This window comes from Cupriavidus sp. 01L415 (assembly GCF_056400065.1).
Map to the genome: position 1 here is coordinate 149508 of NZ_JBFTSP010000005.1, position 26172 is coordinate 175679.

Genomic DNA, 26172 nt, shown 5'->3' on the forward strand with positions numbered 1-26172 from the left:
TTTTCGGTACTTCCCTCCATGGAGTTCGTTTTTCTCGCCGCCGCCGCTTTCCTCGCGGGCATGATCGATGCCGTCGCGGGCGGAGGTGGACTGGTACAGATCCCCGCGCTGTTCTCGACCTATCCGAATATGCCCCCGGCCACGCTGATCGGCACCACCAAGGTGGCGTCGCTGGCGGGGACCAGCAACGCGGCGCTACGCTATGCCCGCAGCGTACGGATCTACTGGGGCGCCACGGCGCCGGCGATGATCGCGGCCTTTGCGCTGTCGATGGCGGGTGCCTGGACGCTGACGAAGATTCCCGCCGAACCGCTGCGCAAGGCGTTGCCGTTCGTGCTGCTGGTGCTGCTGGCCTACACGGTGGCGAAGAAGGACCTGGGCGCCGCGCATGCGCCCACATTGTCGGGTGGCCGCGAACGTGCCGCGGCGTTGCTGGCTGGAGCGGCCATCGGCTTCTACGACGGCGTCTTTGGGCCCGGCACCGGCAGCTTCCTGATGATCGTCTTCGTGCGAGTGTTCGGATACGACTTCCTGCACGCGTCGGCCTCCGCGAAAGTGGTGAACCTCGCGACCAACCTGGCGGCATTGTTGCTGCTGGCTGCCAAGGGTCACGTCTGGTGGCAGTTGGGGCTGGTCATGGCGGTTGCCAACGTGGCGGGCAGTCAGGTCGGCAGCAAGCTGGCACTGCGCCACGGCAGCCGTTTCGTGCGAAAGGCGTTTATCGCCGTCGTCAGCGCGCTGATCGTGAAGACCGCTTACGACGCCTTCCTAAAGTAGGGCAGACCTCAGGCCCGGCGCCCCGCAAACCTCCGCCACGACCCGGACTGTTGCGCCCGCGCTGCTGCGGGTTAATCCCGCCTTTTCCTGCGAAATCGCTGTGTTAGACTCGATTCGCATTCCCGACCGTACGGTCGGATAATGCTGCTGCGCAATCCGGGGGTAAGAAGCGCAGGACGGGAAAAAACGGGACGAACTTCGACGTTCCCAACATCGATGCGGACGCCAGCGATGCATCCGCCAGAGAGCCCGGACAACGGGCCGATATAAAAACTGAGGGCATCCGCCGGCCGGAAGCCGACGGATGCCTTTTTCCGTTTTTGGAACCGAAGGAGAGGACATGACATTCAAGCGCGCCAGCCTCCTGGCCCTTGCAGCCGCAAGCTTGTTCGCAGGTGCGGCCAGTGCCCAGGTAAAGGTGGGGGTCACGGTATCGGCCACGGGGCCGGCTGCCTCGCTCGGCATTCCCGAGAAGAACACCTTCACGCTGCTGCCGAAGGAAATTGCGGGCAAGAAGATCGAGTACATCGTGCTTGACGATGCCACCGACACGACCACCGCGGTCAAGAACACGCGCAAGCTGATCAGCGAAGACAAGGTCGACGTGGTGGTGGGTTCCACGGTCACGCCGAACTCGTTGTCCATGGTCGACGTCGCCGCCGAGAGTGAGACCCCGATGATCTCGATGGCCGCCTCGGCCCGCATCATCGAGCCGATGGATGCCAAGCGGGCCTGGGTCTTCAAGACGCCGCAGAATGACTCGCACATGGCAACCGCTCTTGCAGAGCACATGACCAGCAACAACGTGAAGACGGTGGCATTCATCGGCTTCGCGGATGCGTACGGCGACAGCTGGGCGCAGGAATTCGCCAAGGTGGCGGAGATGCGCAAGATCAAGGTCGTCGCCAACGAGCGCTTTGCGCGCACCGACAACTCGGTCACTGGCCAGGTGCTCAAGATGATGGGCGCAAATGCCGACGCCGTGCTGATCGCAGGATCGGGTACGCCTGCCGCGCTGCCGGCCAAGACGCTCAAGGAGCGGGGCTACAAGGGCAAGATCTACCAGACGCATGGCGTGGCCAACCCGGATTTCCTGCGCGTGTGCGGCAAGGATTGCGAAGGCACCTATCTGCCCGCCGGCCCGCTGCTGGTGGCGGAGCAACTGCCTGACAGCAACCCGGTCAAGAAGCCGGCCATGATCTACAAGACCGCCTACGAGAAGGCCTTCGGTGGCCAGGTGTCGACGTTCGGTGGGCACGCGTGGGACGCCGGCCTGCTGCTGCAGAACGCGATTCCGGAAGCGCTGAAGAAGGGCCAGCCCGGCACCAAGGAGTTTCGCAAGGCCTTGCGCGATGCGCTGGAGCAGACGAAGAACCTGCCGGTGTCGCACGGCATCATTAACATGAGCGCCACCGACCACCTCGGCATGGACCAGCGCGCACGCGTGATGGTGCAAATCGTCGACGGCAAGTGGAAGCTGCAGAAGTAAGTCGGCACCTAACCGACGGCAGGGAGCAAGTCGCGGGGGCACAGCAGCAACGAAGGGCGCATGGGCAACCATGCGCTTTTTTTTGCCTGCGCCAGCCAGCGTGACGACTATGTTTAAGGGAACGCCGACGTCAGTCCGCTGACGCTGCCGACCCATCCATGACTCGGGGAGACAATGGACCTCTCGATTGCGGCCATTCTGGCGCAGGACGGCATCACCTCCGGCGCGATCTACGCGCTGCTCGCACTGGCACTGGTGCTGGTGTTTTCGGTGACGCGCGTCATCTTTATTCCCCAGGGCGAGTTCGTGGCCTACGGGGCCCTGACGCTGGCCGCGATGCAGGCCGGCCATGCGCCGCAGACCACATGGCTGCTGCTGGCGATGGGCGTGCTGACATTTCTCTATGAATGCGTGGCCGTCCTGCGCAGCGCGGAGTTGCGTCGCACGGCGCCGCGTCGGATAGCCGTGCTGGCCGGCAAATACCTCGTGTTTCCCGGGGTCGTCCATCTGATCGTGCAGCAGTACGGCGGTCAGCCGTTGCCGATGCTGGCACAGATCGCGCTGACGCTGCTCATCGTGATCCCGCTCGGGCCGATGCTCTACCGGCTGGCGTATCAGCCGCTGGCGGAGGCGAGCACGCTCGTGCTGCTGATCGTCTCGGTCGGTGTGCATTTCGCGCTCGTGGGCCTGGGCCTGGTGATGTTCGGTGCGGAAGGCTCGCGGACCACGGCGTTTTCCGATGCACGCTTCGATGTGGGCAGTCTCAGCATTTCCGGGCAGAGCCTCTGGGTGGTGGGTGTGTCCGCGCTGCTGATCGTCGCGTTGTACTTCTATTTCGAACGCACGCTGCAGGGCAAGGCACTGCGCGCGACCGCAGTGAACCGGCTTGGCGCGCGGCTGGTGGGCATCGGCACCACACAGGCGGGACGACTCTCCTTCACGCTGGCCGCCGCGATGGGCGCGCTGTGCGGCATCCTGATCGCGCCGTTGACCACCGTGTACTACGAGTCCGGCTTCCTAGTGGGGCTCAAGGGCTTCGTGGGGGCCATCGTCGGAGGACTGGTGAGCTATCCGGTCGCCGCGCTCGGTGCGCTGCTGGTGGGTCTGCTCGAATCCTATTCGTCCTTCTGGGCCAGCGCGTTCAAGGAGGTCATCGTATTCACCCTGATCATCCCGGTGCTGTTGTGGCGCTCGCTCACGAGCAAGCATGTCGAGGAAGAGGAGTAAGCCATGACGATGCTGACCGACAAGCAGGTGAACGAGGCGGCTCCGTCCTCCAGCGCGCGTACGACCAACGTCGCGCGCAATCGCGTGCTGACGCTGGCGTTCGTGATCGTGCTGGCGCTGCTGCCCGTGCTGCCGACGCCGGAGTTCTGGATCACGCTGGGCAACTACATCGGCCTCTACAGCATCGTGGCGATCGGCCTCGTGCTGCTGACGGGCGTGGGCGGCATGACGTCGTTCGGGCAGGCCGCGTTCGTGGGCCTGGGTGCGTATAGCACGGCGTACCTGACTACGCAGTTCGGACTGTCGCCGTGGTTCGGGCTGCTGGTCGGGCTGGTGATCACGATGGCGTCCGCGTATGTGATCGGGCTCATCACCATGCGCATGTCCGGCCACTATCTGCCACTGGCGACGATTGCGTGGGGACTCTCGCTGTTCTTCCTGTTCGGCAACCTCGAGTTCGTCGGCAAGTACGACGGCCTGAACGGGATTCCGGTGTTGTCGTTCTTCGGCGCGGAATTGCAGTCCGGGCGATCGATGTTCTACCTGATCTGGGCGGTGGTGCTGCTCGCGGTGCTGGCGATGCAGAACCTGCTGAACTCGCGTCCCGGCCGCGCCATCCGCGCGCTCAAGGGTGGTGGAACCATGGCAGAAGCGATGGGCGTGAACACGGCCTGGATGAAGGTGGTGATCTTCGTCGTCGCCGCGGTGCTCGCCTGCATCTCGGGCTTCCTTTATGCGCACCTGCAGCGCGCGGTCAATCCCACGCCATTCGGCCTGAACTACGGCATCGAGTATCTGTTCATGGCCGTGGTGGGCGGCATTGGCCATGTGTGGGGCGCGGTGCTGGGCGCCGGGATCCTCACGATCCTCAAGGACGTGCTGCAGGGATTGCTCCCCAAGCTGCTCGGCTCGACCGGCAATTTCGAGATCATCGTCTTTGGTGTGCTGATGGTGCTGCTGTTGCAGTACGCGCGCGATGGGATCTGGCCGTTCCTGCGCAGGCTGTTTCCGTCCGGCCCGTCCGTGATCGCCCCAGACGACGCCGCACCGCTGCCTGTGCGGCAGAAGCCCGATGCCGGGGAGCTCATTCTGGATGTGCGGGCCGCGCGCAAGCAGTTCGGCGGGCTCGTGGCCGTCAACGATGTCAGCTTCCAGGTCCACGCGGGCGAGATCATCGGCCTGATCGGTCCGAACGGCGCCGGCAAGTCCACCACGTTCAACCTGGTCACGGGTGTGCTGCCGCTGACGCGCGGTGAAGTGCGATATCGCGGCGAGGTGATCTCCGGCCTGCCGTCGCGCGAGATCGTGAAGCGCGGCGTCGGACGTACCTTCCAGCACGTGCATCTGCTGCCAACGATGTCGGTGCTGGAGAACGTGGCCATCGGTGCCCACCTGCGCGGCGACTTTCGCGCGCAGGGCGGCGTGTCCGCGGCGATCCTGCGCATGAACAAGGTCGAGGAACAGAAGCTGCTGTTCGAGGCGAAGCGGCAACTCGAGCGCGTGGGCCTGGGCGACTGCATGTACATGGAGGCAGGCAGCCTGGCGCTCGGCCAGCAACGCATCCTGGAGATCGCCCGCGCGCTGTGCTGCGACCCCGCGTTGCTGCTGCTGGACGAACCAGCGGCCGGCCTGCGATACAAGGAGAAGCAGGCGCTGGCCGAGTTGCTGAAGAAGCTGAAGGGCGAGGGCATGAGTGTGCTGCTGGTCGAGCATGACATGGACTTCGTGATGAACCTGACGGATCGCCTCGTGGTGATGGAGTTCGGGACGCGCATCGCCGAGGGCGTGCCAGAAGACGTGCAGAAGAATCCGGCCGTGTTGGAAGCCTATCTGGGCGGCGTCGAGTGAGGGATGAGATGAGTCTGATTCTTGAGGTAAATGACCTGCACGTCCGCTATGGGAAGGTGGAGGCCGTGCACGGCGCCAATCTCAAAGTGGAGGCGGGCAGGATCGTGACCGTGATTGGCCCCAACGGCGCGGGCAAATCAACGATGCTCAACGCGATCATGGGCGCGCTGCCCGTGAACGGTTCATCGAGCGGCGGGGTGCGCTACCTGGGTCACGACATGGCGGGTATCCCGGTGGAGGGACGCGTGGCGCGCGGCATGTGCCTCGTGCCGGAGAAGCGCGAGCTCTTCGCGTCGATGACCGTCGAGGACAATCTGCTGCTGGGCGCATTCCGTCGCAAGAAGGCAGGGGAGCGCAACTACCTGGACCAGATGGACGTGGTGTACGAATTGTTTCCGCGCCTGAAGGAACGCGCGAAGCAGGACGCTGGCACGCTGTCCGGCGGCGAGCGCCAGATGCTGGCCGTTGGCCGCGCGCTGATGGCCAAGCCGCAACTGCTGATGTTGGATGAGCCGAGCCTGGGGCTGGCACCGCTGATCGTGAAGGAAATATTCCACATCATCCACAACCTGCGGCAGACCGGCGTGGCGACGCTGCTGATCGAGCAGAACGCGCGCGCGGCGTTGCAGGTGGCCGACTATGCGTACGTGATCGAGACCGGCGATATGGCGATGGAGGGGCCCGCGTCCGAACTGGCGAGCAATCCGAAGGTAATCGAGACCTACCTAGGGTTGGCAAAGAAGGCCGCCTGAGCCGCGCAAACCGCTTCCCGCAGCATGGATACCCGGCTTCGGCCGGGTTTTTTTTGACCACACCGATCGGAACTTTCGTACAAATCCGATTTCCGGGGACACTCCGCATGCCTACTCTTCCCGTCTCGATGCGATAGATCAGCGCCGCTGGCATCGCTCGTTACAGGAATCCTCTCATGTCTGATTTGCATTCGCGGATCGCGCGGACCGCATGCGCCGCGTCGAGCGTGCCGGAGCAGCTATCGGCCGGGTCACAGGTCGTGGTCGTTGGCCTGGGCTACGTGGGTGCTCCGCTGGCGGTTGCGCTGGCGAAGTATTTCGATGTAGCTGGCTTCGACATCAGCGCGATGCGCGTGGAGGAGCTGCGCGCCGGGCGGGACCGCACCAACGAGATCCCGGCGGCGGCGCTGCGGGCGACATCGGCGATTTTCACGACCGACGCCACGGTGCTGGCACGGGCCGACATCATTGTGGTGACCGTGCCGACGCCTGTGGATGGCACCTGTGTGCCGGATCTGAATCCGGTGGTGCATGCATCGATCGAAGTGGGACGCCACATGAAGCGTGGCGCGATCGTCGTCTATGAAAGTACGGTCTATCCCGGCGTAACGGAGGAGGTATGCGTGCCGCTGCTGGCGCAGCATAGTGGCCTGGTGCACCTTAGGGACTTCCACGTCGGCTATTCGCCGGAGCGCATCAGTCCGGGAGATCTGGTGAACACGCTGACCACGACCACCAAGATCGTGGCGGGGGATACGCCCGAGGTCTGCGAGCAGCTGGCGGATCCATATGGCCGGATCACGCAAATCCATCGCGCACCGAGCATCAAGGTCGCCGAGGTGGCCAAGGTGCTGGAGAACATGCAGCGCGACGTCAACATCGGATTGGTCAACCAGGTGTCGCAACGGCTTGGCACGCTCGGTGTGGACACGCACGACGTGCTGGCCGCGGCGCGCAGCAAATGGAACTTTCTCGACTTCCGCCCGGGCCTGGTGGGCGGGCACTGTATCTCCGTCGACCCGTTACTACCTCACGCACAAGGCCGCTACTTGCGGATTCACACCGAGCATTGTGCTGGCGGCGCGCGAGACCAACGACGGCATGGCCGGCTTCGTCGTGGATCAGCTTCTGCGCAGCATGACCATTATTGGTGACATGGATTTGAAGGCTGATGGTATAGATCGCGCTATAAATGCAGTGATTATTATTGGCCGACTGAATTCGCTGGAAAAATATCAGTTTCTGCAGCCGCGAGCAGCCATTCACGGAATGCGGACAGTGCCGCGTGATTCCGCTTTTCCCGCCGCGAGCAAAGAAAATATCCGCGCCGCAGGCTGACCGGCAAATCAAACGGGGCGATGATCTGGCCCGCCTCCAAGGCATCATGCACCAGACAGCGCTGCAGCACGGCCACGCCCATGTCCGCCTTCACCGCCTGAATCAGAATCGAGACCTGGTCGAAGCCCTTGGCAAGCGGGGGCGCAGCATCAGGTACGCCAGACGCAAGCAACCAGTTTCGCCAATTGGCCGGCGCCGTCGTGTGATAAAGCAGCGGTTCCTCCATTAGCTCGGCCGGCGATTGCCAACGTCCAGCCGCATGCCTCGCGCGCGCGCGGTCCGGATGGCAAACCGGCACCATCTCTCGGCCAATCACGTAGTCGGCTTGCCAACCGGGCCACTGTCCGTCCTCGCCGGCAAGAATGGCGGCATCCGGTGTTGCCCCGGAAAAATCCTCATCGCGTCGGTAGGGCACGAAGTTGAGCTGGATGTCGGGGTGACGCCGGTGGAAGTCCGGTAGCCGCGGCACTAGCCACACGCTTGCCAGCGTGGGGACGGCCGACAGGGTCAGTTGATGCTGCCGGTCCTGATCGAGCATGGCCGTGCTGGCACTTTCGATGGCGGCCAGCGGGCCGGCGACGGCGTCCAGGAAGCTACGGCCAGCATCGGTCAGCGTTAGCCGATGGGCGTTGCGATGGAGGAGGGGCTGACCGAAATGGGATTCGAGTCGGGCGATGGCGCGGCTGATCGCGCCTTGTGTCACACAGAGCGCTTCCGCGGCGCGTGTGAAGCTACCCAGGCGTGCCGCCGTGGCAAACGCATGCAGTTCTGACATCGAGGGGGAACGAAGCCGCATGGCAGGGCAGATCCTAGAATGATCTTTGGTAATGCAATCGTGCAATATAGTCGTTTGTGCACAGCCGGTAAACTCCCGACACTCGACGCTCGGTACCCCATTCGAGAACGATAAAGAGGAGTTTGAACTGATGAACCGAGCCTATTCGTCGCGCCGCCGCTTTGTGCTGTCCGGCGCAGCCGCTGCCTTGCTGGGCATGACCATTGCCGGCACTGCCGCTGCGCAATCCAGCTACCCGAACAAGCCGATCCGCCTTGTGGTTCCGTTCGCTGCCGGCGGGTCGACGGATCTGTCGGCGCGCCTGGTGGCCGAGTTCGCTGGTCGCGAGCTGGGTCAGACCATCGTTGTGGATAACAAGGGTGGGGCGGGCGGCTCGATCGGCATGGAGCAGGTTGCTCGCTCAGCGCCGGATGGCTACACGATCGGTATGGCCACGGTCAGCACGCACGGTTCTAATCCGGCCGTGTACCCCAAGCTTGGTTACGACCCGATCAAGGATTTCGCGCCGGTGACCAATGTCGTGGCGATTCCGAGCGTGTTTGCCGTACATCCAAGCGTACCGGCCAAGACCATGCAGGAATTTATCGCTCTGGCCAAGGCCAACCCAGGCAAGTACACGTTTGCATCGCCGGGTGCCGGATCGCTGGGTCACGTCAACATCGAGAACTTCATGATGCTGGCCAAGATTGACCTGCTTCATGTGCCGTACAAGGGCGCCGGCCTGGCACTCAACGATGCGGTGGCGGGCCAGGTCAATGCGATTACCGATAACCTGTCCTCGACGCTGCCCCACGTGAAATCGGGCCGGCTCCGCGCTTTGGCGATTCTCGGTGCGACGCGTTCCTCGCAATTGCCGAATGTACCGACCTATGCGGAACTGGGATTCAAGGACATGGGCGAGGGCGGCTGGTTTGGCATCGTGGCGCCCGCTGGTACGCCGCCGGCGGTTATCGAGAAGCTGAACGTGGCCATCCACAAGGCGATGCAAAACCCGGAGTTCAAGCGGAAGGTAGAGGAGAGCGGCGGCACGCTCGTACCGACTACTCCAGATCAGTTCAAGGCACAGATCCAGCAGGCCATGGCCCGCTATGCCCGTGTTGCCAAGGCCGCCAACATCAAGCTGGATTGAGTCATGACGATGTTTGAAGCAGTGCAGGGCGATGCACAGTGCGGTCCCTTTACGCTTGCGGCCCCCGAGGGTGATCCGCTTCCGCTGGTGTGTGACTCGCCGCACAGCGGCGTCTTCTATCCGGCGGACTTCCATTCCGCCGTGGATATGGCGCGTCTGCGTGGCGGCGAGGATACGCATATCGACACGCTGTGGGAGTCGATTCCCAAGGTCGGCGGCACGCTGATCGGGGCGACGTTCCCGCGTGTCTACATCGACCCAAACCGGATGCTGGATGATCTCGATCCGGATCTGCTGGCGTCGTCCTGGCCCACGCCACTGGCGCCGGGGGAGAAGACCCGCCTCGGATTTGGCCTGATCTGGCGCAATATCGATGCGGCCACGCCGATCTACGACCGCAAGCTGACAGTGGCGGAAGTGGAGAGACGGATTGATCGATACTACCGCCCGTATCACGCGGTGCTGGCATCGGCTGTGGAGGCGTCTTACCAACGGTTCGGCGCGCTGTGGCACCTGAACCTGCATTCGATGCCGAATAACGCCTATGAGCGGCTGAAGATCCAGAGTGCCCATCCGCTTGCGGACTTTGTGCTTGGCGATCGGGACGGTACGACTTGCGAGCCAGGGTTCGTGGATCTGGTGGCGGCCGAATTGCGTGGCATGGGCTACACGGTGGCGCGGAATGATCCTTACAAGGGCGTCCAGCTGATTGCCCAGATTGGTCGTCCAGCCGAACGCCGCAACAGCCTGCAGATCGAGATCCGTCGCCCGCTGTACATGGACGAGGCGACCAAGGTGCCGAATGGTGGGTTCGCTACCCTGCAACGCGACCTTGGCATCCTCAGCGAGCGCATTGCGGCGTACATCCGCGCGCGTATCTGACGCCAGAGAGTCTTCACGTTTCACGTGAAACATTGGCAAGTAAGGAGGCCCCGCAGAAGCGGGGCCTTTAATTTTTCCGCCGAGGTGTTTCACGTGAAACACACATTGGCTTGCCGGAGTATCTTGCGGGTCATGTTTCACGTGAAACATCGTGTCGGACCAAAGTCCACGATTCGATTGCCGCTATAATTCGGCATCCCGATTTTTCCCGCCCAGCCTCCCGGAGGAGGTGTCCCATGCTTTACCCAAAAGAGTTCGATGTCATTGTCGTCGGTGGTGGTCACGCCGGCACTGAAGCTGCCCTTGCTGCGGCCCGTATGGGCTGCCAGACGTTGCTGCTGAGCCATAACATCGAGACGTTGGGCCAGATGAGCTGCAATCCGTCTATTGGCGGCATCGGCAAGGGGCACCTGGTCAAGGAAGTGGACGCCATGGGCGGTGCGATGGCCGCCGCTACCGACGAGGCCGGCATCCAGTTCCGCATCCTCAACTCCAGCAAGGGTCCCGCGGTACGCGCTACCCGCGCCCAGGCCGATCGCGTGCTGTACCGCAAGGCCATCCGCTCGCGCCTGGAGAACCAGCCGAACCTGATGCTGTTCCAGCAAGCGGTGGACGACCTGATGGTGGAGGGCGACCGCGTGGTGGGGGCCATGACGCAGGTCGGCATCGCCTTCCGCGGTCGGGCGGTGGTGCTGACTGCCGGCACCTTCCTGGACGGCAAGATTCACGTCGGTCTCGACAACTACACGGGCGGGCGTGCCGGTGATCCTGCCGCCGTGTCGCTGTCGGCACGCCTCAAAGAGCTCAAACTGCCGCAAGGCCGTCTCAAGACTGGCACGCCGCCGCGGATTGACGGCCGGACCATCGATTTCTCGGCGATGGAAGAGCAGCCGGGCGACCTGGATCCGGTGCCGGTATTCTCGTTCCTGGGCCGGCCGGAACAGCACCCGCAGCAGCTCCCTTGCTGGATTACCCACACCAACAGCCGTACCCACGACATCATCCGTGGCGGGCTGGACCGATCCCCGATGTACACGGGCGTGATCGAAGGGGTGGGGCCGCGGTACTGCCCGAGTATCGAGGACAAGATTCATCGCTTCGCCAGCAAGGAAAGCCACCAGATTTTCCTGGAGCCCGAAGGCCTGACGACCAACGAGTTCTACCCGAATGGCATCTCGACGAGTCTGCCATTTGACGTGCAGTTGGAGTTGGTGCACTCGATTCGAGGCCTGGAGAATGCTCACATCCTTCGCCCGGGTTATGCCATCGAGTACGACTACTTCGATCCGCGTGCCTTGAAGGCGTCGCTGGAGAGCAAGGCGATTCAGGGGCTGTTCTTCGCTGGCCAGATCAACGGTACGACGGGCTACGAAGAAGCCGCAGCCCAGGGTCTGCTGGCCGGGATCAACGCCGGGTGCTACGTACGCGAGCGAGATGCCTGGACGCCTCGCCGCGACCAGGCCTATCTGGGCGTGCTGGTGGATGACCTGATCACGCGCGGTGTGACCGAGCCGTATCGCATGTTCACCAGCCGCGCAGAATTCCGCCTGAGCCTTCGTGAGGACAATGCGGATATGCGCCTGACCGAGATGGGGCGCGAACTGGGTGTCGTCGATGACGTGCGTTGGGATGCCTTCAACCGCAAGCGCGACGCTGTTTCACGTGAAACAGAGCGGCTCAAGAGCACGTGGGTGAACCCGACGCTGCTGCCGGAAGCCGAGGCGGTGCCGCTGCTCGGCAAGGCAATCGAGCGCGAGTATTCGCTGGCCGACCTGCTGCGCCGGCCGGAAGTCAGCTATGAGGCGCTGGTTGCGCTGCAAGCAGGGCGCTTTGCACCGGAGGCGGCGCTCGACGCAGATCCGATGCTGGCCGAGCAGATCCGCGAGCAGATCGAGATCGGTATCAAGTACCACGGCTACATCGCCCGCCAGGCGGCCGAGGTCGACAAGCTGGAAGCCAATGAAGCGACCCGGCTGCCGCCGAATTTCGATTACACCGAGGTGCGCGGGCTGGGTTTCGAAGTGAGCCAGAAGCTGAATCAGCACCGGCCCGAGACCTTGGGTCAGGCGTCACGGATTTCCGGCGTCACGCCGGCCGCGATCTCGCTGCTGTTGGTACACCTGAAGAAGAAGGGGATGGGTCGCGCTGCTCCCGCTGCATCGGCCGCACCGGCGGCCGGCAATGGCCAAGAGGCTGCCTGAGTGGGCGGCCCTCGACACTCCGCGATCGACGACGCCGCGCAACGCCGCCGGCTCGAAGCCGGCCTTGCCGGTATCGGGCTAGCGCTGGCGCCGCAGCAGATCGAGATGCTGTTTGCGTACCTCACGCTGCTCCGCAAATGGAACGGCGTCTATAACCTCACCGCCATCCGTCATCCTGACGAGATGCTCACGCACCACCTGCTCGATTCGCTGGCGGCTGTTCCGGCACTGGCCGAGGCTGCCCGTGCCGCTGGCGTCGCCGATGCCGCGCGGGGACGGGTGCTCGACGTTGGTTCGGGTGGTGGAATGCCCGGGCTGTCGCTGGCGATTGCCTGCCCGGACGTATCCGTGCTGATGGTCGATATCGTCCAGAAGAAGACTGCGTTCCTGACGCAGTGCCGGGCGCAGCTCGGCCTGTCCAATGCGGCGGCGCATTGGGGCCCGGTGGAAAAACTCGAGGATGCAAACGGCTATGCGGTGATCACATCGCGGGCCTTTGCTGAGCTCACGGATTTCGTGAACCTCTCCGGCCACCTGCTGGCGGCCGGCGGCAAGCTGATTGCGATGAAGGGCGTTTATCCACAGGCCGAGCTTGACCGCATGGAGGCCGCTGGCCTGATGACGGTATGGCGGGTGGAAGCGGTACCGAAGTTGGCGGTCCCGGAACTCGATGCCGAACGGCATCTCGTGGTGCTGTCCCGTCGCTAATGACGGATATTGTGAACAATTCAGCACAAATCGGCGATGCGCCGGTTGGATGCACTCAGGAGCGGCAAGCGCATATGGCCAAGGTATTCGTGATCGCAAACCAGAAGGGCGGCGTCGGCAAAACCACCACCACGGTGAACCTCGCCGCCGGCCTGGCTGCGCAGGACCAGCGTGTGCTGCTGGTCGACCTGGATCCGCAGGGCAATGCCTCGATGGGTTCGGGTATCGACAAGCAGGCGCTGGAGCACAGCGTGTACCAGGTGCTGGTGGGCCTGTCCACGGTGGCCCAGGCGCGACAGCGATCGGAATCGGGCCGGTACGACGTGCTGCCCGCCAACCGTGAGCTCGCGGGGGCGGAAGTCGAGCTGGTGGAGTTGGATCAGCGCGAACGCCGGCTCAAGCAGGCGCTGGCGGAGGTCGACGCCGAATACGACTTCGTGCTGATCGATTGCCCGCCGTCGCTGTCGCTGCTCACGCTGAATGGCTTGTGTGCCGCCCATGGCGTGATCGTGCCGATGCAGTGCGAGTACTTTGCGCTGGAAGGGCTGTCCGACCTGGTCAACACGATCAAGCAGGTGCATGCCAATCTGAACCGCGACCTCAAGGTGATTGGCTTGCTGCGCGTGATGTTCGACCCGCGCGTGACGCTCCAGCAGCAGGTATCGGCCCAGCTGGAAGCTCACTTCGCGGACAAAGTATTCAAGACCGTGATTCCGCGCAACGTGCGGCTGGCCGAGGCGCCGTCGTACGGCATGCCGGGCGTTGCCTTCGACGCGTCTTCCAAGGGCGCGAAGGCGTATCTCGATTTTGGCGCGGAGATGATCGCGCGCGTACGGCAGCTCGGCTGAGTGCCGCGGATTTGGAAAGAAGGATGGCGACCATGAGTACCGCAAAGAAGAAGGGCCTCGGCCGTGGACTGGAGGCTTTGCTGGGTGGACCGGCCGAGATCGTCGAGACCGCCCGGCAGGAGGGTGCCCCGTCGGAGTTGCGCGTGGACCAGCTGCAGCCTGGCAAGTACCAGCCGCGCACGCGCATGGATGAAGGCGCGCTGCAGGAGCTGGCTGCGAGTATTCGCGCACAGGGTCTGATGCAGCCAATCCTGGTGCGTCGCGTGGCCGAGCCCGATCGCTACGAGATCATCGCTGGCGAACGCCGCTATCGTGCGTCGAAGATCGCGGGCCTGGACAAGGTGCCGGTGCTTGTGAAGGACGTGGCCGACGAAGCCGCGGCCGCGATGGCGCTGATCGAAAATATCCAGCGCGAAGACCTGAACCCGCTGGAAGAAGCACAAGGCATCATGCGCCTGATCCGCGAATTCCGTTTCACGCACGAACAGGCTGCCGAATCCGTGGGACGTTCGCGCAGCGCGGTGTCGAATCTGCTGCGTCTGCTGAACCTGGCCAATCCCGTGCAGACCATGCTGATGGCGGGCGACCTCGATATGGGGCATGCGCGTGCGCTGCTGGCCGTCGATGGCGCCAATCAGATTACGCTGGCGAACCAGATCGTCAACAAGCGCCTGTCGGTTCGCGAAACCGAGAAGCTGGTCGCCTCCACGCTCAAGCCGTTCGACCTGAAATCGCTCAAGCAGAAATCGGGCAACGGTACGCGCGATGTGGCGCGACTGGAAGAGGAATTGTCCGATACGTTGGGACTGGCAGTGCAGATCAAGCTCGGTGCACGTGGCAAGGGTCAACTCACGATCCACTTCACCAGCAACGATGCGCTGGACGGTGTGCTTACGCGCCTGCGCGAGCAGGCCGATGGCGAGCGTGTAGCCTGATACGGAAATAGCGGCAACTGCTTTTTCTGGCAGTTGTCGGCCTCGCGCGACAGTCGCCCGGATGCGAAAAATCCATCGGGAAAAATCTGCGCGATAACCGAACAGTGGCCGCTCGTGAAGGGCAGGGCGGGCCGCTCGATTCCCCATCATGCGCCACGGACCCGGCGCAATCCAATTACGTATCACGTCATTGCCGCGCAATTTCCCGCCAGCCATCATGAAGGCGTGATGCCAACCGTTGTGCGAAATTCACTGCAAGCTAACTGAAAGCAGATTGACTCCCATTGGGGATTCCTCGTAGAATCGTGCGGTTTGAATTCTGGCCGGACCCAAAAAGTTCCGGCCTGGAACGAGGCTAGGCAGGTGGTAGTTCGAGACCGTCAGCAGGACCGTCCGCAAGGCGGCGCAGTGCCCCGGAACGATCGTCTTGAGGACGATTGGGACGATGAGGCCGAGCGCGAAGAAGAAGCTGTCGATCCGCTGTCGCATGCCGAAGCGGTGAAGCTGCTTGGCGAACGTGCGTTGCGTCCTTCGCGCATGACCCCCGTCAAAGTGGTGCTGGCGCAGGTCGTCGTGACACTGTTGTCGGCGATTGCCTGGGCGGTGTTTGCCAGCGAGCATGCGCCGTCGGGCTGGTCGGCCTTCTTCGGTGGCGCGGTGTGCTTCGTGCCCAGCGGGTTTTTCGCGCTGCGTTTGTGGATGTCGCGCGGGCAGCCGTCGGTAGGCGGTCTGGTTGCCGGCGAGGCGATCAAGATCTTTGCCACCGTCGCACTGCTCGTGCTGGTGGTGGTGCTGTACCGCGAACTGCGTTGGGTGCCGATGCTCGTCACGTTCCTGTTGGCGCTCAAGACATATTGGGTGGCGCTCGCGATCCGCTAAGCGGATGATGCGAAGCCCGTCGCCCTCGGCTTTCGGGCCTCGGGTGGGCTTCCGTCAAGATGCGGCACCCCTCCCGAAATTCAAGATTGGTTTTAGATGCGGCGCGTCACAACGGTGAAGCGCTGCATGACTAAGGTTTGCCAGAACAACAAAGCGTTCTTGCTCAAAGCGGTGACCGGTCATGTGACCGAAGGCTAAGCAAGACCTGTACCGAGATACCGTCCAGGGCGGCGTCCGGTCAACGATTTCGCAATATACCGTTCGATTCGACATGTCAACTGAAGCTACTCAAGGCGCCGAGCACACGCTCACACCCTCAGGCTATATCGCCGAGCATTTGCAGAACTTGAATTCGGTTGGCGGCAAGCAGCACTCCGTTGTCGATTTCAGCGTTCTCAATTACGACACCGTGTTCTGGTCGGTCCTCTGCGGCCTGATCGCCGTGGTGTTCCTGTACCTCGCCGCCCGCCGCGTCACCGCCGGCGTGCCGGGCCGCTTCCAGGCCTTCGTGGAAATGGTTGTCGAGATGGTCGACGACCAGGCCAAGGGCATCATCCATGGTGACCGTTCGTGGATCGCGCCGCTGGCGCTGATGGTGTTCTGCTGGATCACCATGATGAACGCGATCGACTTGATCCCTGTGGACTGGGTCACCGGCCTGAATCAGCTGCTGGGCGTCTTCCACATTCACTTGCCGCACCACCGCGCCGTGGCCACCGCCGACCTGAACGGCACGCTGGGCATGTCGTGCTCGGTGCTGGTGCTGATGATCTACTACAGCTTCAAGATCAAGGGCGCGGGCGGTTTCATGCACGAACTGTTCTCGGCCCCGTTCGGCGCCAAGTGGTATCTGGCTCCGTTCAACCTCATCCTGAACATCATCGAATTCCTGGCCAAGGCCGTCTCGCTCGGCATGCGGTTGTTCGGCAACATGTATGCCGGCGAACTCGTGTTCCTGCTGATCGCGCTGCTGGGTTCCATCTGGACGTTCAGCGCGGATCTGTCGGCGCTGGGCTTCGTCGGGCACGTGGTTGCCGGTACCGTCTGGGCCATCTTCCACATCCTGATCGTTCTGCTCCAGGCCTTCATTTTCATGATGCTGACGCTGGTGTACATCGGCCAGGCTCACGATCATCACTGATTTCCGGTTTTTTGGTTTTTTGGTTCTAAGTCTCTCTAAATTAAAGGAGTCATCATGCAAGCATATCTCGCCAACATTCAGGGTCTGACCGCTATCGGTATCGGCATCATCATCGGCCTGGGCGCTATCGGCGCCTGCCTCGGTATCGCCCTGATGGGTGGCAAGTACATCGAAGCCTGCGCACGTCAGCCCGAACTGATGAACCCGCTGCAAACCAAGATGTTCCTGCTGGCCGGCCTGATCGACGCTGCATTCCTGATCGGCGTGGGCGTTGCAATGCTGTTCGCCTTCGCCAACCCGCTGCTGGCTGTCATTCAGTAAGTCTTTTCGGTCTGCATGATGCTGACGGGCGGCGCCGGCCTTCGGTCCGATGGCCTGGCCGCCCTTGTGCATTTGTCTGTAGTTTGATTACCGAAAGGAACACACCATGAATCTGAACGCAACGTTTTTTGCGCAGATGGTCGTGTTCTTCATCCTGTGGTGGGTTGTTGCCAAATTCATTTGGCCGCCGCTGGTGAAGGCGCTCGACGAACGCGCAAAGAAGATCGCCGATGGCCTCGCCGCTGCCGAAAAAGGCAAGGCGGAGCTTGAACTCGCCAACAAGCGTGTGGACCAGGCCATGGCCGAAGCCCGCACCGAGGGTGCCCAACGCGTCGCCGACGCCGAGAAGCGCGCCCAGCTGACTGCCGACGAGATCAAGCAGAACGCCCAGGCGGAAGCCGCACGCATCATCGCCCAGGCCAAGGCCGAGGCAGAACAGCAAGTGACCCGCGCCCGCGAAGAGCTGCGCGATCAGGTCGCCGTGCTGGCCGTGAAGGGTGCAGAGCAGATCCTCAAGCGTGAAGTGAACGCGCAGGTGCACGCAGACCTGCTCAATCAACTCAAGGCTGGGCTCTAATCATGGCTGAAACCGCAACCATTGCCCGTCCCTACGCTGAGGCGCTGTTCCGCGTCGCCAGTGAAGCCGGTGCAGGCAACCTGGGTGCATGGTCCGAGCTGGTGTCGGAGATGGGGCAGGTTGCCGCCAATCCCGACATGAAGGCGCTTGCCGACGATCCGAACGTTTCCAGCCAGAAGGTGGTGGAAGTGTTCCTGTCGGTGCTGAAGAATCCGGTCAATGACGAAGCCCGCCGCTTCGTGAACCTGCTGGCGGAGAACAACCGCCTGACGGTATTGCCGGAAATCGCCGAGCAGTTCCATGCGCTCAAGAACGCCCGCGAGGGGTCGTCCGACGTCGAAATTACCAGCGCATTCCCGCTGGAAGGTTCGCAACTGAACGAACTGGTCGCTGCACTCGAACGCAAGTTCGGCCGCAAGCTGTATGCAAAGGTGGCGGTTGACCCGTCCCTGATCGGCGGCGTGAGCGTCAAGGTCGGCGACGAAGTGCTCGACACCTCCGTGCGCGCGCGCCTGGCTGCCTTGCAAGCCACGCTGACCGCCTGACCGCAACGGCCGACGGATTGAAGAATTAGGAGCATTGTGATGCAACTGAACCCCTCAGAAATCAGCGAGCTGATCAAGTCCCGCATCTCGGGCCTTGGCGCCGACGCTGAAGTGCGCAACACCGGCACGGTGATTTCCGTGACCGATGGTATCTGCCGCGTGCACGGCCTGTCCGGCGTGATGCAGGGCGAGATGCTGGAATTCCCCGGCAACACCTTCGGCCTCGCGCTGAACCTCGAGCGCGACTCGGTCGGCGCCGTGGTGCTGGGTGAGTACGTACACATTTCCGAAGGCGACACGGTGAAGTGCACCGGCCGCATTCTGGAAGTGCCGGTTGGCAAGGAACTGCTGGGCCGCGTGGTGAACACGCTGGGCCAGCCGATCGACGGCAAGGGCCCGATCAACGCCAAGGAAACGGACGTGATCGAGAAGGTGGCCCCGGGCGTGATCGCACGTCAGTCGGTGAGCCAGCCGGTGCAGACCGGCCTGAAGTCGATCGACGCGATGGTGCCGATCGGCCGTGGCCAGCGTGAGCTGATCATTGGCGACCGCCAGACCGGCAAGACGGCCGTGGCCGTTGACGCGATCATCAACCAGAAGGGCAAGGGCGTCTTCTGCGTGTACGTGGCAATCGGCCAGAAGGCTTCGACGATCGCCAACGTGGTGCGCAAGCTGGAAGAGCACGGCGCGATGGAATACACCGTCGTCGTGGTTGCCGCCGCTTCGGACTCGGCCGCCATGCAGTACCTGGCCGCCTACGCCGGCTGCACGATGGGTGAGTACTTCCGCGACCGCGGTGAAGACGCGCTGATCGTTTATGACGACCTGACCAAGCAAGCCTGGGCCTATCGCCAGGTGTCGCTGCTGCTGCGCCGCCCGCCGGGCCGCGAAGCCTACCCGGGCGACGTGTTCTACCTGCACTCGCGTCTGCTGGAGCGTGCAGCCCGCGTGAACGCCGAGTACGTCGAGAAGTTCACCAACGGTGCCGTCAAGGGCAAGACCGGTTCGCTGACCGCGCTGCCGGTGATCGAAACGCAGGCCGGCGACGTGTCCGCGTTCGTGCCGACCAACGTGATCTCGATTACCGACGGTCAGATCTTCCTGGAAACTGACCTGTTCAACGCCGGTATCCGCCCCGCCATCAACGCCGGTATCTCGGTGTCGCGCGTGGGTGGTGCAGCACAGACCAAGGTCATCAAGAACCTGGCCGGCGGTATCCGTACCGACCTGGCCCAGTACCGTGAACTGGCTGCGTTTGCGCAGTTTGCTTCGGACCTGGACGACGCCACCCGTAAGCAGCTCGAGCGCGGCCGCCGCGTGACTGAACTGCTCAAGCAGGCGCAATACCAGCCGCAGCAAGTATGGCAGCTGGCCGCGTCGCTGTTCGCAGCCAACAACGGCTTCCTCGACAACGTGGAAGTGAAGGACATTCTGCCGTTCGAGAAGGGCCTGCACGACCATCTGAAGACCAAGTACGCCGATCTCGTCAACCGCATCGAAGAGACCAAGCAGCTCTCGAAGGAAGATGAGGGCGCCCTGCGTGCCGCTGTCGAGGATTTCAAGAAGTCCGCCGCGTTCTAACCGCGTGATTCCACGACACCGCCCGTGCGCTGGATGACAGCGCGCGGTGCGGTTCGGACGGAGAGGAAGATATGGCCGGAACGAAAGAGATCCGAACCAAGATCAAGAGCGTGCAAAACACGCGCAAGATCACCAAGGCGATGGAGATGGTCGCCGCGTCCAAGATGCGCAAGGCGCAGGAGCGGATGCGCAATTCCCGTCCCTACGCCGAGAAAGTGCGGAATATCGCAGCGCATTTGGCTTCGGCCAACCCTGAGTTCAAGCACCCGTTCATGCAGGAGCGCGAAGTCAAGCGTGTTGGCATGATCGTGGTCACGACCGACAAGGGGCTGTGCGGCGGTCTGAACACGAACGTGTTGCGCGCAGTGACCGGCGAACTGAAGACCCTGCAGGGCCGCGGTGTGGATGTGCAGGCGACCGCCATCGGCACCAAGGGCATGCAGTTCCTCGGCCGCATCGGCGCCAAGGTGGTTTCGCATGTGGTGCAGCTCGGTGACACCCCGCATCTGGAAAAGTTGATCGGTGCGATCAAGGTCCAGCTCGACGCATTCACCAATGGTGAGGTCGACGCGGTGTACGTGGCGTACACCAAGTTCATCAATACGATGAAGCAGGAACCGATGGTTGAGCAACTGCTGCCGCTCGCCGCCGACAAGCTGGCCCAGACCGAAGATGAAAAGCGCGCCTACTCGTGGGACTACATCTACGAGCCGGACGCCCAGACTGTAGTGGAAGAGTTGTTGGTCCGCTACGTCGAGGCACTGGTGTACCAGGCCGTGGCCGAGAACATGGCGTCCGAGCAATCGGCGCGCATGGTGGCCATGAAGGCTGCGTCTGACAACGCCAAGAACGTGATCGGCGAACTGCAACTGGTCTACAACAAGACCCGTCAGGCCGCGATTACCAAGGAACTGTCGGAAATCGTCAGCGGTGCGGCTGCGGTCTAAGGCGTCAAGAATTCAAGCTATCGGAGATACGAAATGAGTATCGGAAATATTGTGCAGTGTATTGGCGCCGTGGTGGACATCGAGTTCCCCCGCGACGCAATGCCGAAGGTGTACGAGGCGCTCGTGCTGGAAGACAGCAACACCGCTTCGTTCGCCGAGAAGGGCCTGACTTTCGAAGTGCAACAACAGCTGGGCGACGGCGTGGTGCGTACCATTGCCCTCGGTTCGTCGGACGGCCTGCGCCGCGGCATGGCGGTGAAGAGCACCGGCGCGCCGATCTCGGTGCCGGTGGGTCAAGGCACGCTGGGCCGCATTATGGACGTGCTGGGCCGCCCCATCGACGAAGCCGGTCCGATCGCTTCGGACGAGAGGCGCGCGATTCACCAGGCGGCACCGAAGTTCGACGAACTGTCGCCTTCCACCGACCTGCTGGAAACCGGCATCAAGGTGATCGACCTGATTTGCCCGTTCGCCAAGGGCGGCAARGTGGGYCTGTTCGGYGGYGCCGGCGTCGGCAAGACCGTGAACATGATGGAGCTCATCAACAACATCGCCAAGCAGCACAGCGGTTTGTCGGTGTTCGCCGGCGTGGGCGAGCGTACCCGTGAAGGGAACGACTTCTACCACGAAATGAAGGACTCCAACGTGCTCGACAAGGTGGCCATGGTGTTCGGCCAGATGAACGAGCCGCCGGGCAACCGTCTGCGCGTGGCACTTTCCGGCCTGACCATGGCCGAGAAGTTCCGCGACGAGGGCCGCGACATCCTGTTCTTCGTCGACAACATCTACCGCTACACGCTGGCTGGTACCGAAGTGTCGGCACTGCTGGGCCGTATGCCTTCCGCCGTGGGCTACCAGCCGACGCTGGCTGAAGAAATGGGCAAGCTGCAGGAGCGCATCACCTCGACCAAGACTGGCTCGATCACCTCGATCCAGGCCGTGTACGTTCCTGCGGATGACTTGACCGACCCGTCGCCGGCTACCACCTTCCTGCACTTGGACTCGACCCTGGTGCTGTCGCGTGACATCGCCGCTCTCGGTATCTACCCCGCCGTGGATCCGCTCGATTCGACCTCGCGTCAGATGGACCCGCATGTCGTTGGCCAGGAGCACTACAACGTTGCGCGAGCCGTTCAGCAGACCCTGCAGCGCTACAAGGAACTGCGCGACATCATCGCGATTCTGGGCATGGACGAACTGTCGCCGGAAGACAAGCTGGCAGTGAACCGCGCTCGTAAGATCCAGCGTTTCCTGTCCCAGCCGTTCCACGTGGCCGAAGTGTTCACGGGTTCGCCGGGCAAGTACGTGCCGCTGAAGGAAACCATCCGTGGTTTCAAGATGCTGGTGGATGGCGAATGCGATCACCTGCCCGAGCAGGCGTTCTACATGGTCGGCTCGATCGACGAAGCCTTCGAGAAGGCCAAGAAGCTCCAGTAAGCCTTGCCTGTCGTTGCCGCCCCTGGGCGGTGACGGCGGTGGGGCACACCGCGTGCCTCACCGCCCAGGGTAGAGCGATTGGACAAAGGATTTCACATGGCAACCATTCTTGTAGACGTCGTCAGCGCGGAAGCGTCGATCTTCTCCGGTCAGGCGAAGTTCGTTGCGCTGCCGGGCGAGACGGGTGAACTGGGTATCCTGCCGGGCCACACGCCGCTGATCACCCGTATCCAGCCGGGTGCGGTGCGCATCGAGAAGGAAGATGGCAGCGAAGAGTTTGTGTTCGTTGCCGGCGGTATTCTCGAAGTCCAGCCCAAGCACATCACCGTGCTGGCCGATACCGCCATCCGCGGTAACGACCTGGACGAGGCCAAGGCGCAGGAAGCCAAGCGCAGGGCCGAGGAACTGATGCAGAACCAGAGCAGCGACTTGGACCTGGCTCGCGCCCAGAGCGAGCTGGCGGTGGCCGCAGCGCAACTGGCAGCAATCGCCCGTCTGCGTCGTAAGAAGTAAGCACCTGGTAGTACTGGCGCGCCTGTTGTTTTTTGGGCGCGACATAGAAAAAGGCAGCCGGATGGCTGCCTTTTTTGTCAGGTGGACGCTATATTTTCCTGCCTGGACCACAAAAAAAAGCGCGCGGGCCGGGGAGGCTCCGCGCGGACGGGAAAATCCCTTCGAGGGGTCAATTCGAAGGAACGGGTTCGGTCCAGGATTCCACTACAAGCGCATCGGAGTCATTTCTCCGCATCCAGGTCAGGGTTCCCAAAGGGAATCTCAAGCCTCGCGCCGTCGGTCTTCCTGTGCTCCGGATCAGCGGATCTACAAATCTGCTGGTCCGGAAAATCGGGTACTGCCTAGGGCTTTCTTCTTCCGCCCCGCCTTATTTATCAATGATTTACAGGTAGGGGCGTCACACCCCAGTGGCTGGTGTGTCAATGCATTGTGGGGGAAACTTCCTGGGATGGCAGTAACAAAATGTATCGTTTTGCAAGAAGTTGAAAGGACTGCAAGCAAAAATACGGCGTTTTAACCACTTTTGTTTGCTTCTCGCATCTTCTTCGCCACTCCACGTAGCCGTCTCTGAGCGCGTAATTGTTAAGACAATACACGGCTAGCGTACTGAATGCATTACGTTTTTCCCGATACCAAAATACGCATTCCCCACCTTTTGGGGATAAAGAAATTCCGATTTCCGATTTTGTGTTCGGTAACGCATTCATCGTTACGTTTAGAAACGGTTGGTGCGCTGGATGGATCGCTTTCCACCTACCTGCCGACCTGAGCGCTGATGTAGGTACGGGACATCGGCCCCGTATACACTTGCGCGGTTCCCGCACTTTCCGCCGACGTACCATGGCCATCGATCCCCAGATTCTTGCCTACTATCGCCGCATGGCCGACCAGTTTGCCGGCCTGCCCGTGCCCATTGATGCCCCCGCGCGCCGTGAGAGATTCGAAGAACTGGCCGCGCAATCTGTCCTTCCGAATCCCGAGGGCATGGTCGTCGAGAATCTCGCGATTCCTGTACCAGACGGCAAGCTGCCGGTCCGCCTGTTTCGGCCGGCCGGCGTGGACAGCCCCCGCCTGATCGTCTATTTCCACGGTGGTGGTTGGGTCGTGGGCTCTCCGCAGACTCACCACACGGTCGCAGCATTGCTCGCTGCCGATACCGGCTGCGTGGTGGCCAGTGTCGACTATCGCCTGGCGCCCGAGTTCGCATTCCCAACCCCCTGCAACGACGCCATTGCCGCAGTGCGCTGGTTGGCCGACGCGCGCGGGCAACTCGGCGTCGCACCCGGATTCCTGGCCGTGGCCGGCGACAGCGCTGGTGGCCATCTTGCCGCCATCGCTGCGCGAGACGTCAACGCGAAGTCCGACACGCCGGTCGTCAACGCCCAGTTGCTGATTTATCCGGTGACGGCACCTGTGCTGACCACCGAAAGCTACCGCGCCTTTGCCGATGGCCCCGGCCTGACACGTGATGAAATGGCGTGGTTCTGGACCCAATTCATCGGCGCCGATGAATTGGCACGTGGTGCGGACCAGACCGACGCGCGGATCCACCTGATGGCCGACGTGCCGACCCAGTTGCCGCCGGCCAGTGTCGTGCTGGTGGCGGCAAACGACGTGCTGCGCGACGACGGCCTGGCCTACGCCGATTTCCTGGTGCGCCATGACGCGCCGGTCATCACGATCGAGGCCAGTGGCATGACGCACGGCTTTGCCCGTCTCCAGCCGGACGCACCGCGTGCGCGCGAGTGGATGCGGCGCGCCGCGGATGCGTTCGTCAGCATTTTCGACGACGTGTAACGCGGCACTGACTCATATCATCGACATCGGTCCGCAGCGCCCCGTGAGCCGGCGGGCATCCCTTAGAATGGCGGTCTTACGAGGATGACCATGACCGCATTGCAGAACGACACATTCCTGCGCGCGTTGCGCCGGCAACCGACCGAGTACACACCGCTCTGGCTGATGCGCCAGGCAGGTCGCTACCTGCCTGAGTACAACGCCACGCGCGCCCGGGCCGGCAGTTTCCTGGGGCTGGCCAAGAACCCGGCCTATGCGACCGAAGTGACGCTGCAACCGCTGGACCGTTACCCGCTGGACGCCGCGATCCTGTTCTCGGACATTCTCACCGTGCCGGACGCCATGGGCCTCGGCCTGTCGTTCGCGCAGGGCGAAGGTCCGCGCTTTGCGCACCCGCTGCGCACGGAAGCCGACGTGGCGAAGCTGGCCGTGCCCGACATGGGTGAGCTCCAGTATGTATTCGACGCCGTCGCGGAGATCCGCCGCGCACTTGTGCAAGACGGCCGCCAGCGAGTGCCGCTGATCGGCTTCTCCGGCAGCCCGTGGACGTTGGCCTGCTACATGGTGGAAGGCGGCGGCTCGGACGACTTCCGCACGGTCAAGGCGATGATGTACGGCCGGCCGGACCTGATGCACCGCATCCTGGACATCAACGCGCAGGCGGTATCCGCGTACCTGAATGCCCAGATCGATGCCGGTGCTCAGGCCGTCATGATTTTCGACACCTGGGGTGGCGCGCTGGCCGACGGGATGTACCAGACGTTCTCGCTGGACTACATGCGCCGCGTGCTCGCCGGCCTGAAGCGCGAGCACGACGGCCAGCACATCCCCGTCATCGTCTTTACCAAGGGCGGCGGGATCTGGCTGGAACAAATCGCAGAAACCGGACCGGATGCAATCGGCCTGGACTGGACCGTGAATCTGACGCAGGCCCGCCAGCGGACCGGTGGCCGCGTCGCGCTGCAAGGCAACATCGACCCAACAGTGCTGTTTGCGCCCGAGGCCGCCATCCGGGCGCAAGTACGTGGCGTACTGGACAGTTACGCGGCCGGTGGGGGCAGCGATGGGCACATTTTCAACCTTGGCCACGGTATTTCACAGTTCACGCCTCCGGAGAGCGTCGCGGTCCTGGTGGACGAGGTTCACGGCTATAGCCGCAAGCTTCGGGCCGCCTGACGTCAGTGGCTGCCTGGAGCGCCAATTTTCCCCGCGCCGCAGCGATCCAGTTGGCTGTACGCGCCTGTGCCGCAGGAGGCGCGCCGGGATCCCTGTCAAGTAAACTATTTTGCGTTTTTTCGCCAAAAAGGTGCCAGGCGCTTGCTGTCAAGGCTTGACTTATGCACACCGATAGGTTTGCGGCAGTGCACGAGCGGGTAACCCCTTAACTCAGTTGGGGGGTGTTTGCAAGTCATTGATTCATAAGACTTTGAATCTTCTGCAACGGACGTTGCGAGCGCGATAAAACCCTTGATCTGCGCGCCTTGGCGGGAAGTTGGCGCGACTT

The 26172-nt window shown here is 62.7% G+C and carries 24 protein-coding genes; 23 read left to right on the plus strand and 1 reads right to left on the minus strand.

Annotated elements, in window-relative coordinates; all coding sequences use genetic code 11:
* The first annotated feature begins 18 nt into the window (after nucleotides 1-18).
* From AC1DOX_RS12115 to AC1DOX_RS12140, 6 genes are all read left to right on the plus strand, one after another.
* Nucleotides 19-777 (plus strand): sulfite exporter TauE/SafE family protein, encoded by a 759-nt coding sequence (locus AC1DOX_RS12115; RefSeq protein ID WP_441618876.1) that lies wholly within the window; start codon nucleotides 19-21, stop codon nucleotides 775-777.
* A gap of 340 nt (nucleotides 778-1117) precedes the next feature.
* Nucleotides 1118-2266 (plus strand): ABC transporter substrate-binding protein, encoded by a 1149-nt coding sequence (locus AC1DOX_RS12120; protein WP_441618878.1) that lies wholly within the window; start codon nucleotides 1118-1120, stop codon nucleotides 2264-2266.
* A gap of 174 nt (nucleotides 2267-2440) precedes the next feature.
* The gene (locus AC1DOX_RS12125; protein ID WP_092138456.1) at nucleotides 2441-3493 is read left to right on the plus strand and encodes a branched-chain amino acid ABC transporter permease; all 1053 of its coding nucleotides are present in this window, start codon (nucleotides 2441-2443) and stop codon (nucleotides 3491-3493) included.
* Nucleotides 3494-3496: 3 nt separating this feature from the next.
* Entirely contained in the window at nucleotides 3497-5341 is a 1845-nt protein-coding gene (locus tag AC1DOX_RS12130; RefSeq protein ID WP_441618881.1) for a branched-chain amino acid ABC transporter ATP-binding protein/permease, read from the plus strand.
* Between the two features lie 8 nt (nucleotides 5342-5349).
* Entirely contained in the window at nucleotides 5350-6093 is a 744-nt protein-coding gene (locus tag AC1DOX_RS12135) for an ABC transporter ATP-binding protein (RefSeq protein ID WP_092138458.1), read from the plus strand.
* 176 nt (nucleotides 6094-6269) lie between these two features.
* Nucleotides 6270-7247 carry a nucleotide sugar dehydrogenase gene (locus tag AC1DOX_RS12140; RefSeq protein WP_441618883.1) on the plus strand — a complete coding sequence of 326 codons (978 nt, stop codon included), beginning with the start codon at nucleotides 6270-6272 and terminating at the stop codon, nucleotides 7245-7247.
* Between the two features lie 50 nt (nucleotides 7248-7297).
* Here AC1DOX_RS12140 and AC1DOX_RS12145 read toward each other — a convergent pair whose 3' ends face one another.
* Nucleotides 7298-8227, minus strand: coding sequence for a LysR substrate-binding domain-containing protein (locus AC1DOX_RS12145; RefSeq protein WP_441618885.1), 930 nt, complete (start codon nucleotides 8225-8227; stop codon nucleotides 7298-7300).
* Between the two features lie 130 nt (nucleotides 8228-8357).
* Between AC1DOX_RS12145 and AC1DOX_RS12150 the strand changes: the two genes are divergently transcribed.
* The 17 genes from AC1DOX_RS12150 to hemE all read left to right on the plus strand — a co-directional run bounded on the left by AC1DOX_RS12150 (nucleotide 8358) and on the right by hemE (nucleotide 25844).
* The gene (locus AC1DOX_RS12150) at nucleotides 8358-9356 is read left to right on the plus strand and encodes a Bug family tripartite tricarboxylate transporter substrate binding protein (RefSeq protein WP_441618887.1); all 999 of its coding nucleotides are present in this window, start codon (nucleotides 8358-8360) and stop codon (nucleotides 9354-9356) included.
* Nucleotides 9357-9359: 3 nt separating this feature from the next.
* Complete coding sequence (locus AC1DOX_RS12155; protein ID WP_441618889.1) at nucleotides 9360-10238, plus strand: N-formylglutamate amidohydrolase; 879 nt, start codon at nucleotides 9360-9362, stop codon at nucleotides 10236-10238.
* Nucleotides 10239-10474: 236 nt separating this feature from the next.
* The gene (gene mnmG, locus AC1DOX_RS12160) at nucleotides 10475-12439 is read left to right on the plus strand and encodes a tRNA uridine-5-carboxymethylaminomethyl(34) synthesis enzyme MnmG (protein WP_441618891.1); all 1965 of its coding nucleotides are present in this window, start codon (nucleotides 10475-10477) and stop codon (nucleotides 12437-12439) included.
* Nucleotides 12440-13147, plus strand: a complete 708-nt coding sequence (gene rsmG / locus AC1DOX_RS12165; RefSeq protein WP_441618893.1) for a 16S rRNA (guanine(527)-N(7))-methyltransferase RsmG — start codon at nucleotides 12440-12442, stop codon at nucleotides 13145-13147.
* Nucleotides 13148-13221: 74 nt separating this feature from the next.
* Nucleotides 13222-13995, plus strand: a complete 774-nt coding sequence (locus AC1DOX_RS12170) for a ParA family protein (protein WP_441618895.1) — start codon at nucleotides 13222-13224, stop codon at nucleotides 13993-13995.
* A gap of 32 nt (nucleotides 13996-14027) precedes the next feature.
* Nucleotides 14028-14930 carry a ParB/RepB/Spo0J family partition protein gene (locus AC1DOX_RS12175; protein ID WP_441618897.1) on the plus strand — a complete coding sequence of 301 codons (903 nt, stop codon included), beginning with the start codon at nucleotides 14028-14030 and terminating at the stop codon, nucleotides 14928-14930.
* A 363-nt stretch (nucleotides 14931-15293) separates the two neighbouring features.
* A complete protein-coding gene (locus AC1DOX_RS12180) occupies nucleotides 15294-15809 on the plus strand; it encodes an ATP synthase subunit I (RefSeq protein WP_441618899.1) in 516 nt (171 codons plus the stop codon).
* A gap of 271 nt (nucleotides 15810-16080) precedes the next feature.
* Nucleotides 16081-16950 (plus strand): F0F1 ATP synthase subunit A, encoded by an 870-nt coding sequence (gene atpB / locus AC1DOX_RS12185; RefSeq protein ID WP_441618901.1) that lies wholly within the window; start codon nucleotides 16081-16083, stop codon nucleotides 16948-16950.
* A gap of 54 nt (nucleotides 16951-17004) precedes the next feature.
* Nucleotides 17005-17271 (plus strand): F0F1 ATP synthase subunit C, encoded by a 267-nt coding sequence (gene atpE, locus AC1DOX_RS12190; protein ID WP_092138471.1) that lies wholly within the window; start codon nucleotides 17005-17007, stop codon nucleotides 17269-17271.
* A 106-nt stretch (nucleotides 17272-17377) separates the two neighbouring features.
* A complete protein-coding gene (locus AC1DOX_RS12195) occupies nucleotides 17378-17848 on the plus strand; it encodes a F0F1 ATP synthase subunit B (RefSeq protein WP_092138472.1) in 471 nt (156 codons plus the stop codon).
* Nucleotides 17849-17850: 2 nt separating this feature from the next.
* Nucleotides 17851-18393: a F0F1 ATP synthase subunit delta gene (locus AC1DOX_RS12200; RefSeq protein WP_441618903.1), complete on the plus strand. Its 543-nt coding sequence runs from the start codon at nucleotides 17851-17853 to the stop codon at nucleotides 18391-18393.
* A 39-nt stretch (nucleotides 18394-18432) separates the two neighbouring features.
* A complete protein-coding gene (gene atpA / locus AC1DOX_RS12205; protein ID WP_441618905.1) occupies nucleotides 18433-19974 on the plus strand; it encodes a F0F1 ATP synthase subunit alpha in 1542 nt (513 codons plus the stop codon).
* Between the two features lie 71 nt (nucleotides 19975-20045).
* The gene (gene atpG, locus AC1DOX_RS12210; protein WP_092138475.1) at nucleotides 20046-20921 is read left to right on the plus strand and encodes a F0F1 ATP synthase subunit gamma; all 876 of its coding nucleotides are present in this window, start codon (nucleotides 20046-20048) and stop codon (nucleotides 20919-20921) included.
* 33 nt (nucleotides 20922-20954) lie between these two features.
* Nucleotides 20955-22358, plus strand: coding sequence for a F0F1 ATP synthase subunit beta (atpD, locus tag AC1DOX_RS12215; protein WP_441618907.1), 1404 nt, complete (start codon nucleotides 20955-20957; stop codon nucleotides 22356-22358).
* Between the two features lie 96 nt (nucleotides 22359-22454).
* Complete coding sequence (locus AC1DOX_RS12220; protein ID WP_441618909.1) at nucleotides 22455-22871, plus strand: F0F1 ATP synthase subunit epsilon; 417 nt, start codon at nucleotides 22455-22457, stop codon at nucleotides 22869-22871.
* An 840-nt stretch (nucleotides 22872-23711) separates the two neighbouring features.
* On the plus strand, nucleotides 23712-24668 hold the full coding sequence (locus tag AC1DOX_RS12225) for an alpha/beta hydrolase (protein ID WP_441618911.1): 957 nt from the start codon (nucleotides 23712-23714) through the stop codon (nucleotides 24666-24668).
* Between the two features lie 90 nt (nucleotides 24669-24758).
* Nucleotides 24759-25844 carry a uroporphyrinogen decarboxylase gene (hemE, locus tag AC1DOX_RS12230; RefSeq protein WP_092138479.1) on the plus strand — a complete coding sequence of 362 codons (1086 nt, stop codon included), beginning with the start codon at nucleotides 24759-24761 and terminating at the stop codon, nucleotides 25842-25844.
* Nucleotides 25845-26172: the final 328 nt, after the last annotated feature.

Bases quoted from the DNA above. Each gene is read 5' to 3' on its own strand.
- AC1DOX_RS12115 (WP_441618876.1), top strand. From the start codon at position 19: ATGGAGTTCGTTTTTCTCGCCGCCGCCGCTTTCCTCGCGGGCATGATC.
- AC1DOX_RS12120 (WP_441618878.1), top strand. From the start codon at position 1,118: ATGACATTCAAGCGCGCCAGCCTCCTGGCCCTTGCAGCCGCAAGCTTG.
- AC1DOX_RS12125 (WP_092138456.1), top strand. From the start codon at position 2,441: ATGGACCTCTCGATTGCGGCCATTCTGGCGCAGGACGGCATCACCTCC.
- AC1DOX_RS12130 (WP_441618881.1), top strand. From the start codon at position 3,497: ATGACGATGCTGACCGACAAGCAGGTGAACGAGGCGGCTCCGTCCTCC.
- AC1DOX_RS12135 (WP_092138458.1), top strand. From the start codon at position 5,350: ATGAGTCTGATTCTTGAGGTAAATGACCTGCACGTCCGCTATGGGAAG.
- AC1DOX_RS12140 (WP_441618883.1), top strand. From the start codon at position 6,270: ATGTCTGATTTGCATTCGCGGATCGCGCGGACCGCATGCGCCGCGTCG.
- AC1DOX_RS12145 (WP_441618885.1), bottom strand. From the start codon at position 8,227: ATGCGGCTTCGTTCCCCCTCGATGTCAGAACTGCATGCGTTTGCCACG.
- AC1DOX_RS12150 (WP_441618887.1), top strand. From the start codon at position 8,358: ATGAACCGAGCCTATTCGTCGCGCCGCCGCTTTGTGCTGTCCGGCGCA.
- AC1DOX_RS12155 (WP_441618889.1), top strand. From the start codon at position 9,360: ATGACGATGTTTGAAGCAGTGCAGGGCGATGCACAGTGCGGTCCCTTT.
- mnmG (WP_441618891.1), top strand. From the start codon at position 10,475: ATGCTTTACCCAAAAGAGTTCGATGTCATTGTCGTCGGTGGTGGTCAC.
- AC1DOX_RS12170 (WP_441618895.1), top strand. From the start codon at position 13,222: ATGGCCAAGGTATTCGTGATCGCAAACCAGAAGGGCGGCGTCGGCAAA.
- AC1DOX_RS12175 (WP_441618897.1), top strand. From the start codon at position 14,028: ATGAGTACCGCAAAGAAGAAGGGCCTCGGCCGTGGACTGGAGGCTTTG.
- atpB (WP_441618901.1), top strand. From the start codon at position 16,081: ATGTCAACTGAAGCTACTCAAGGCGCCGAGCACACGCTCACACCCTCA.
- atpE (WP_092138471.1), top strand. From the start codon at position 17,005: ATGCAAGCATATCTCGCCAACATTCAGGGTCTGACCGCTATCGGTATC.
- AC1DOX_RS12195 (WP_092138472.1), top strand. From the start codon at position 17,378: ATGAATCTGAACGCAACGTTTTTTGCGCAGATGGTCGTGTTCTTCATC.
- AC1DOX_RS12200 (WP_441618903.1), top strand. From the start codon at position 17,851: ATGGCTGAAACCGCAACCATTGCCCGTCCCTACGCTGAGGCGCTGTTC.
- atpA (WP_441618905.1), top strand. From the start codon at position 18,433: ATGCAACTGAACCCCTCAGAAATCAGCGAGCTGATCAAGTCCCGCATC.
- atpG (WP_092138475.1), top strand. From the start codon at position 20,046: ATGGCCGGAACGAAAGAGATCCGAACCAAGATCAAGAGCGTGCAAAAC.
- AC1DOX_RS12220 (WP_441618909.1), top strand. From the start codon at position 22,455: ATGGCAACCATTCTTGTAGACGTCGTCAGCGCGGAAGCGTCGATCTTC.
- AC1DOX_RS12225 (WP_441618911.1), top strand. From the start codon at position 23,712: ATGGCCATCGATCCCCAGATTCTTGCCTACTATCGCCGCATGGCCGAC.
- hemE (WP_092138479.1), top strand. From the start codon at position 24,759: ATGACCGCATTGCAGAACGACACATTCCTGCGCGCGTTGCGCCGGCAA.